The organism is Limnobacter sp. SAORIC-690 (assembly GCF_002954425.1).
Taxonomy (GTDB): domain Bacteria; phylum Pseudomonadota; class Gammaproteobacteria; order Burkholderiales; family Burkholderiaceae_B; genus Limnobacter; species Limnobacter profundi.
Map to the genome: position 1 here is coordinate 3,185,509 of NZ_MQVZ01000001.1, position 8,547 is coordinate 3,194,055.

The 8,547-nt window shown below is 53.3% G+C and carries 9 protein-coding genes and 1 pseudogene; 1 reads left to right on the forward strand and 9 read right to left on the reverse strand.

The genetic code is table 11. The annotated features are described in order from the left end of the window. From BSZ31_RS15155 to BSZ31_RS15195, 9 genes and pseudogenes are all read right to left on the reverse strand, one after another. Window positions 1–1,077 (reverse strand): RND family transporter (locus BSZ31_RS15155; RefSeq protein WP_168427013.1); only part of this gene is annotated, 1,077 nt, incomplete at its 3' end. Further along, a complete protein-coding gene (locus BSZ31_RS15160) occupies window positions 1,074–2,078 on the reverse strand; it encodes a YCF48-related protein (protein WP_105029443.1) in 1,005 nt (334 codons plus the stop codon). The genes BSZ31_RS15160 and BSZ31_RS15155, both read right to left, overlap by 4 nt. An 87-nt stretch (window positions 2,079–2,165) precedes the next feature. Next, on the reverse strand, window positions 2,166–2,357 hold the full coding sequence (locus BSZ31_RS15165; protein WP_105029444.1) for a 2-hydroxymuconate tautomerase: 192 nt from the start codon (window positions 2,355–2,357) through the stop codon (window positions 2,166–2,168). Between the two features lie 11 nt (window positions 2,358–2,368). Then, window positions 2,369–3,157 (reverse strand): 2-oxo-3-hexenedioate decarboxylase, encoded by a 789-nt coding sequence (gene dmpH, locus BSZ31_RS15170; RefSeq protein ID WP_105029445.1) that lies wholly within the window; start codon window positions 3,155–3,157, stop codon window positions 2,369–2,371. Continuing rightward, window positions 3,154–4,182, reverse strand: coding sequence for a 4-hydroxy-2-oxovalerate aldolase (gene dmpG / locus BSZ31_RS15175; protein WP_008250711.1), 1,029 nt, complete (start codon window positions 4,180–4,182; stop codon window positions 3,154–3,156). The genes dmpH and dmpG overlap by 4 nt, the downstream gene beginning before the upstream one ends. Window positions 4,183–4,192: 10 nt before the next feature. Beyond that, window positions 4,193–5,110, reverse strand: a complete 918-nt coding sequence (locus tag BSZ31_RS15180; protein WP_008250710.1) for an acetaldehyde dehydrogenase (acetylating) — start codon at window positions 5,108–5,110, stop codon at window positions 4,193–4,195. A gap of 29 nt (window positions 5,111–5,139) precedes the next feature. After that, window positions 5,140–5,922 carry a 2-oxopent-4-enoate hydratase gene (gene dmpE / locus BSZ31_RS15185; RefSeq protein WP_105029446.1) on the reverse strand — a complete coding sequence of 261 codons (783 nt, stop codon included), beginning with the start codon at window positions 5,920–5,922 and terminating at the stop codon, window positions 5,140–5,142. Between the two features lie 5 nt (window positions 5,923–5,927). Continuing rightward, window positions 5,928–6,758, reverse strand: coding sequence for an alpha/beta fold hydrolase (locus BSZ31_RS15190; RefSeq protein WP_105029447.1), 831 nt, complete (start codon window positions 6,756–6,758; stop codon window positions 5,928–5,930). 10 nt (window positions 6,759–6,768) lie between these two features. Then, window positions 6,769–8,222 (reverse strand): annotated as a pseudogene (locus BSZ31_RS15195) (2-hydroxymuconic semialdehyde dehydrogenase). A 162-nt stretch (window positions 8,223–8,384) separates the two neighbouring features. On the opposite strand from BSZ31_RS15195, the gene BSZ31_RS15200 reads away from it, so the two are divergent. Next, a partial coding sequence (locus BSZ31_RS15200; RefSeq protein ID WP_146106746.1) for a GntR family transcriptional regulator occupies window positions 8,385–8,547 on the forward strand: 163 nt, incomplete at its 3' end.

Consider the following 8,547-nt stretch of genomic DNA (forward strand, 5'->3'; position numbering starts at 1 on the left):
AATACCGAGCTTGTAGTTGAAAGGTGCAGCACCCAGCACCAGCACGGCAATACCCAAGGCATCCACAATAATCGCCAGTGAACCTGGGCGGAAAAGTGCTTCCAGCGCATTGCGTGCCGCCTTCTTTCCGTTCTTTACAATAGCCAGTTCTTCGTAATAACGCACCACCAACTGCACACCATGCGAAGTGGCCCGAGCGGCAATCAAAAATGGAATGGGCAGTGACAGCGGCTCAAGGTTAATACCTACCATGGCCATGAAACCCAAACCCCAAATCGATGACAAAGCGATTCCCAACAAAGGCAAGGCAATGCCGTAGAAACGTCGGAAATACACAATCAACAACAGCGTGAGCAAAGCCAGTGTGTAGGCCATGATGGCCACCAATTGATCCAGATAGGTGTATACCCAACCGGTTAGCACAGGGTTACCCGTGGTGTATAAATTGTGTTTATCGTCGGTCAACTCACTGCGCAATTGCATCAGCGCACCGAATGTTTTTTCGTAATCAATGTCACCTTCGTTCAGCTGCGCTTTGATCAAGGCGGCCTTCATATCCGGCGACACCAGCAAACCGTAAATGGTGGGGTTCGCGGTCACGTCTTTCTGCAATTGTTTCAGTTGGGCATCACTTAACTCGCCGTTGTTGCTGTCGTAAAACGTGTCGGAAAGAAAGGCACCGGTTTCATCCAGATAAATTTTTCGAGAAGAACGGTGAGTCAAGCTGCTGACCAGGTTGTGGTTCACACTCGGCAGGTTGTCCACACCTTGGGTCGCTTTTTCAATCAACTTCAAGGTATCGTTGTTGAAAATCGTGCCCTCTTTCACCTCCACCGCCATCACCACCATGTTGGCGCCACCGAAGTTTTCTTTCAGTTGGTTGTAGGTTTTGATATAGGGGTGGTTTTGCGGTAACAAGTCCGAGAAATCGGAATAAACCTTCAGCTGCGGAATGGCTGCGGCAAAACCCAAAGTGACCAGCATGATCATGCCCAACACAATTTTCGGGTTGGCAAACAACCACTCCTCGGCGCGAATAATTTGTGCGATCAAACGATCGGCGAATGACTTGATCATGATGGGTCCGCCTGACTGGAGTTGGAACTTTGAACAGTGCGAAGCAGACCGCCCGGGCCGCCCACAACAATAGATTGATTACCTGACACAGCAGCGCCAAGGAAAGACAACACTGGGCGGTCATAGGCCACGCTCACCCAGCGATCACCTTCCAGCTTCGCCAGCGTGCCATTGGCACCCACACCGTGCGGCACATCTGCATGCATAAACAGGCGATACAGCGGTGCATCGGTGGTGTTCACCACTCGCGCCCAAGTTTCCCCACCATCTGTAGTTTTCAAGACCTGACCAGCCAGGCCACTGGCATAACCAGTAGACGGGTCAGTGAACAAAGCGTCGTAAGTGTAGAAATCTCCGGCAATCGGTTCACCGCGCTTCCAGGTTTGGCCCCCGTCATCGGTAAACGCCAGCATGCCGAACTCACCAAAAGCAATTCCATGGGTATCACTGGTAAAAGCCAGTGCCGTGAACTGTGCATCTTCATCGAAGCTGACAACGCGCCAGCTCTTGCCCTGGTCAGTGGAGTTGATCAGGTTGGAACCAGAACCGACCACCCACAAACCACTGCTGTGGCACTCTATTGCCACCGGGCTAGAGGGCTTGTCGAATTTGGTAGGCAGCCAATCTTTAAAATCGCCTGATGAGATCCACACCGTGTTGTACACATCCAGCATGGCAGCACTGCCATCGGGGCAAAATGTCGAATCAATGAACGATGCGGTGTCCGATACCTGCTTGCGGCTCCACGTATTACCAGCGTCGGTAGACACAGTCACAACACCGGTTTGCGTACCACCCAACACGGTCGTGCCGGAAGCGCTCAAGGTTTGAATAACCTCAAAACGTTCAACAGTTTTTGGGGGTTGCGCTGAATTGCTGCCAGATTGAACCGTGCTATCAGCACAAGCGTTCAACAACGCAGCACCGACCACTGCAAGCAGTGCCAAGCTAATTGTTGATTTTTTTAGGCGCAAAGGCGCCCCTGAATACTGAATATTCACAATGTCTCCTGCCTTCTCTGTTTGGCAAATGAAAAGCTGCTGTGGTTTTTATGTGCAGCTGGAATGCGAACGGTTTATCTCACTGGCTTATCGCCCCCGGTCTTTTGCAGACACGCCTGCAATGCCCCAATTGGTGCTGGGTACTTCAATGATCTGTACCCGCACCGCTTCAATCGGTGCACCCACAGCCTCAACCAAAGCCTGGGTCACCTTCTCAATCACCGCACGTTTTTGCTCTTCCGTGCGCCCTTCAATCAAATTGATTTGTGCAAATGGCATGGTGTTCGCCCTCACTCAAAACGCAGGCCGACCTGGCCCAAACCCTGCACATGCAAGGTGATGTTGTCGCCAGCTTCCACGGCCACGGCCTCGGTAATGCCACCCGATAAAATCAGCGACCCTGCCGGCACAAACTGATCGCGCTTGGCCAGTTCATTGGCCAGCATCGCAATGGCTGCTGCCGGGTGACCCACCACTGCGGCACCTGCACCAAAAGCCACGGGCACACCATTTTTTTCCAACACAATGCCAGTGGTTTTCAAGTCCATGCCGTCGACTGGTTTCATGGTGCCGCCCACCACAAAACGTGCAGCGGACGTGTTGTCTGCAATCACGCTTTTCAAATCAAATTTGAAATCGCGGTAACGTGAATCGATCACTTCAATGGCCGGCATCACAAAGTCAGTGGCCGCCAGCACAGTGGCAATGTTGCAACCTGGGCCACGCAAATCAGCTTTGGTAACAAAGGCAATTTCAGGCTCCACCTTTGGGTGAATCAACTCGCTCACCTTCACAGCCGAACCCTCCGGCACGCTAAAGTAATCAGCCAGAAAACCGAATACCGGTGTATCCACACCCATTTGCTTCATCTTCGAGTGCGAGGTCAAACCGGCTTTCAGACCCACAATGCGCACGCCACGGCGTTCTTTGCGGGCACGAATTTCATCCTGAATGGCATAGGCGTCGTCCCAATCCATGTCGGGGTGGTCATCGGTAATCTTCACCACATCGCGCGCATTCAGTTCTGCGCTTTCCAGGTGCTCCGCCAGTGCAGAGATGGTTTTCTTATCCAGTTTCATGCAACGCTCCTTGCACGGGCCATTGTCATGGCCGTGTCTTCAATCATGTCTTCCTGACCGCCCACCATGCCGCGTCGTCCAAGCTCCACCAAAATTTCACGGGCGCTGATGCCATACTTTTTCTCGGCTCGCTTGGCAAATAACAGGAAGCTTGAATACACACCGGCGTAACCCAAAGTCATAGAGTCACGATCAATTCGAATGGGGTGATCCATGATCGGTACCACCAGGTCCTCTGCCACATCGGAAATCTTGAATACATCCACACCCGTCTTGATGCCCATGCGTTCACACACCGCCACCAGCACTTCCATCGGTGTGTTACCTGCCCCCGCACCCAAACCGGCTGCGGCTGCATCAATGCGGCGAGCGCCGCCACGAATGGCTTCGATGGAGTTTGAAACGCCCATCGACAGGTTGTGGTGACCATGAAAACCAATTTCGGTATCAGGCTTCAGTGCATCGCGCACTGCGCTGATTTTTGCGTACACATCTTCGGGCAGCATGTAGCCTGCAGAGTCAGTCACATAAATGCAATTTGCGCCGTAGCCTTCCATCAATTTGGCTTGCTCAACCAGCTTCTCTGCACTGGCCATGTGGGCCATCATCAGGAAACCCACAGTGTCCATATCCAGCTTGCGGGCATAAGTGATGTGCTGCTCACTCACATCGGCCTCGGTGCAGTGGGTGGCTACACGTATCGTGTGAACACCCAGTTCCTTGGCCATTTTCAAATGATCCACCGTACCAATACCAGGCAACAACAAGGCGGACACCTTGGCCTGCTTCATGGCAGGAATCACCGTGCTCAAATACTCTTCATCGCTGTGCGCCGGAAAACCATAGTTCACAGATGACCCACCCAAACCATCGCCATGGGTCACTTCAATCAGCGGAACACCTGCCTCGTCCAGCCCCTTTGAAATGCTCAGCATTTGTTCCAGGCTCATCAAGTGGCGCTTGGGGTGCATGCCATCGCGAAGCGTCATGTCATGCACTTTGATTTCAATTCCTTTCAAGCTCATGGGGTTCTCCTTAGGCGCTCACGGTGGGTTCAAGGGTCAGCTTGCCGCTGAGAATTTCTTCAGCAAACATTTCAGCAGTACGGGCTGCAGCCGCCGTCATAATGTCCAGGTTGCCTGCGTACTTCGGCAGGTAATCACCCAGGCCTTCCACTTGCATGAACACTGACACACGGTTGCCATCAAACACAGGACCGTTCACCAGCGTGTAGCCAGGCACGTACTTCTGTACTTCCTTGATCATGTCGTGAACCGACTTGGTGATTGCTTCCTGATCAGGTGTGCCTTCCACCAGGCAATGCACGGTGTCACGCATGATCAGGGGCGGTTCAGCCGGGTTGATGATGATGATGGCTTTGCCTTTTTTGGCACCGCCTACTTTTTCCACAGCACCTGCTGTAGTGCGGGTAAACTCATCAATGTTTTTGCGGGTACCTGGGCCTACGGATTTCGATGACACCGTGGCCACAATTTCGCCGTAGCTGACTGGTTGAACACGCGATACCGCATACACCATGGGAATGGTCGCCTGGCCACCGCAAGTCACCATGTTCACATTCATCTCGCGCTTGCCAACATGCTCCCTCAGGTTCACAGGAGGCACGCAAAAAGGCCCAACTGCTGCGGGGGTCAGGTCGATCATCAACACACCCAGTTCGTTCAGCTTGCGACTGTTCTCTGCGTGCACATAAGCACTGGTGGCATCGAATGCAATTTGCACACCATCGGCTTCCACATGGGGCAGCAAACCATCCACGCCCTCCGCTGTCGTTTTAATACCCATCTCGCGAGCACGCTTCAGGCCATCTGATTCAGGGTCAATACCCACCATCCACACAGGCTCGAGCACCGCACTGCGTTTCAGTTTCATCAAGAGATCGGTGCCAATATTGCCGGGACCAATCAGTGCGCATTTGATCTTTTTCATCATCGAATTCCTTTTGCCTTTTGCGTTGTAACTTACGCGAAGCGAACAGAGCAGTTGCCAATGCCGCCAATCGACATGTGCAGCGAATCGCCTGCCTTCACGGGAATCAGTGCTGCCAGAGAACCTGACAAAATAATTTCACCTGCCTTCAGACCAATGCCCAAACGGCCCAGCGTATTGGTCAGCCAAACAATCGCGTTCACTGGGTGCCCAAGTGCAGCAGCGCCAGCGCCAGTGCCCACGATGTCACCATTCTTTTGCAGCACCATGCCGCAGGTAAACAGGTCCACTTTGCGAGGATCAACAACCCGGCCACCCAACACAATGGCGCCGCAAGAGGCGTTGTCGGCCACGGTGTCTTGAATCTTGATTTTCCAATCGGCGATGCGTGAGTCCACAATCTCAAAACAAGCCATCACGCCTTCAGTGGCGGCCAGCACATCGGCGGCGGTTACACCAGGGCCCATCAAATCGCGTTTCATCAAAAATGCAATTTCACCTTCTGCACGCGGTTGAATCAGGCTGGCCGCTTCAATGGCTTCGCCCTCGTTGTACACCATGCCATTGAGCAGGTAGCCAAAGTCGGGTTGGTGCACATTCAGCATGTTCATCACGGCCGCACTGGTCACGCCAATTTTCTTGCCGATAACGTGCTCGCCGTTGTCCAAGCGTCGCGCAATCATCCTCTGTTGAATGTGATAGGCGTCTTCAATCGTGATATCGAAATCACGGCTGGTCAGCGGTGCAATCGTGTGCCGTTGGGTCAATGCGTTGTAAAGTTCATCGCCCAAGTCGCGAATTTGAGTAGCGTCCATTTGCTTTAAGCCTCTTGCAGGAAGTCAGTCACCAAGCGCTCAAAGCGCGCAGCGTGTTCAATCTGGGTCCAGTGACCGCACTTGCCGTAAACATGCAGTTGCGAATCCACAATCATTTCGTGCAAACACAGCGAAGTGCTCAATGGAATGACCTGATCATCCCGGCCATGCACAATCAATGTGCTTTTATTCAGCGCTCGAATATCGCTTTCATGGCTGGCCATGGCATCTACCCAGCGCTGTCGTGGCGCGGGGAACATGGCTGAAAAACTTTCCTGAAAACCGGGGCGAATGCTGGCCTGAAAACGCAACTGAGCCAGCTCATCGTTCACAAGGCCACGGTCGTATGCGAAGTAATCCATAATGCGACGCATGTTCTCGAATGACGGCTGGTAACCCCACACTGCATCCAGTCCCTCAGTAATCGGGAATGGCACGCCTACACTGCCCATCAACACCAGCTTGCGAACACGACTGGGGTGGCGAATCGCCAGCGCCAGCGCTACAGCGCCACCAAACGAGTTACCAATCAAATCGGTTTGTTCCATGTTCAGTGCGTCCATCACACCAATTGCGTGGGCCACCCAGTTGTCCAGGTTGTATTGGTAACCTTGGCGGCGCTCAGTGAAACCGAAGCCCACCATGTCTGGGGCAACAACGCGGAATTGTTTTGCAAAACCGGGTATCACCAAGCGCCAGTTCGCCCAAGCCGAAACACCGGGGCCGGAACCATGAATCAGCATCAGGTTCGTGCCCTGGCCTTGATCGTGATAATTTGTTTGAAGGCCGTTGGCCTGAATGCTCAATCCAATTTCGGGTGAAGCGGGTGCGTTCATCGTGGACTCCTTACAGCTTCACGCAAATGTTTTTAAGTTCGGTGTAAAACTCCAGCGAGTGCACACCCCCTTCGCGGCCAATACCCGATTGCTTGGCACCACCAAACGGTGTGCGCAAATCGCGCAAGAACCAGCTGTTCACCCAAGCCAAACCCACTTCAATCGAGGCAGCCACACGGTGCGCTTTGGCCAGGTTCTGGGTCCAAACAGCAGTGGAAAGGCCGTACACATTGTTGTTGGCACGCGCCACCACTTCGTCTTCAGAATCAAAGGGGGCAATGTGGCAGCAGGGTCCAAAGATTTCCTCGACACACACTGCCGCATCGTCATCCAAGCCGGTCCAGATGGTTGGCTGTACCCAAGCGCCCTGGTTCAGTTCGCCAGGCATCTCAAATGCTCCACCACCAGTCACCACGGTTGCGCCCTGCTCCACCGCCTTTTGGTAATAGCCCAATACTTTGTCGCGGTGTTCCTGTGAAATCACCGGGCCGATGCCGGTATCCATGTTCTCGGGCAAGCCGGGCTTCAAACCCTCGGCGCCCTTCTTCATGGCGGCCACAAACTTATCGAAAATCGGGCGCTCCACATACACACGTTCAGTGCCCAAACACACTTGCCCACTGTTGGCAAACACTGAGCGCATGGTGCCTTCAATGGCGGCATCAAAATCACAATCTGCGAACACGATGGCTGCATTCTTGCCACCCATTTCAAGGCTCACGGGGCGTGCACCTTGCGCAGCCGCTTTCATGATTGCCGCACCAGTGCGTGTTTCGCCGGTGAAGGTAATGGCATTCACATCGGGTGGGTAGTCACGAATTCACCAGCGGAATCTGGACCAAAGCCGTGCACCACGTTGTATACGCCAGGAGGAACGCCCACTTTATTCATCACCTCACCCAACAGCGCGGCAGTCTGTGGCGTTTCTTCGGAGGGCTTGACTACCACTGTGTTGCCACAAGCCAGTGCGGGGCCAACTTTCCAGGTCATTAGCAGCAAAGGGAGATTCCAGGGGCAAATCACGCCCACCACACCCACCGGGCGACGAATGGAATAGTTCAGCGCGCCGCGTCCATCCGGAGTGGCCATTTCAAAGCATTCTGTGGGCACATTCTTGATGGTGTCGGCGAACACTTTGAAATTGGCCGCCCCACGGGGAATATCAATATGGCTGGCCAAACTCACCGGCTTACCTGTATCGGCCACCTCAGCCTGCAAGAAGTCATCAAATCGACGATTGATTTCATCGGCCACGGCGTACAGCATTTGCACCCGGTCTGCCACCGTCATCTTGCCCCATGGGCCATTCAAAGCAGCTTTGGCAGCGGCCACTGCATCATTGACCTGTGCACGGCTGGCCTCATGGACCTGCGCAATCACCGCGTTGTTCAAGGGCGAATGCTTGGGGAATGTGTTTCCCGTTGCCACAAACTCCCCGTTGATGAAGTTCAGAACTTCTTTCATTGCATTCTTCCTTGCCAATCGATTAAACCATGAACAAACGATAAAACTTATTTATCTCGACGTCAATATATTTTCTCGAGAATATTATTTTTCATCGACAATATTGATTAACGCCGCAACTCGTCTACAATGGCGAAACGGAAAGAATTTTTTGGGGTGTGTATGAATGAAGTGGTCTCATTGCCGGGCAGCGTCACTAACGGCGAAAGCTTGACCCTGGCCGAAACCGCTTACCGCAAACTGCGCCACGACATTATTGAAGGCGTGCACAAGCCGGGTACGAAGCTACGGGTAGAACACCTGAAAGACGATTATGAGGTGGGGG

Coding starts and splice junctions, on each gene's coding strand:
- BSZ31_RS15165 (WP_105029444.1), bottom strand. CDS start 2,357: ATGCCATTTGCACAAATCAATTTGATTGAAGGGCGCACGGAAGAGCAA.
- dmpH (WP_105029445.1), bottom strand. CDS start 3,157: ATGAAACTGGATAAGAAAACCATCTCTGCACTGGCGGAGCACCTGGAA.
- dmpG (WP_008250711.1), bottom strand. CDS start 4,182: ATGAGCTTGAAAGGAATTGAAATCAAAGTGCATGACATGACGCTTCGC.
- BSZ31_RS15180 (WP_008250710.1), bottom strand. CDS start 5,110: ATGATGAAAAAGATCAAATGCGCACTGATTGGTCCCGGCAATATTGGC.
- dmpE (WP_105029446.1), bottom strand. CDS start 5,922: ATGGACGCTACTCAAATTCGCGACTTGGGCGATGAACTTTACAACGCA.
- BSZ31_RS15190 (WP_105029447.1), bottom strand. CDS start 6,758: ATGAACGCACCCGCTTCACCCGAAATTGGATTGAGCATTCAGGCCAAC.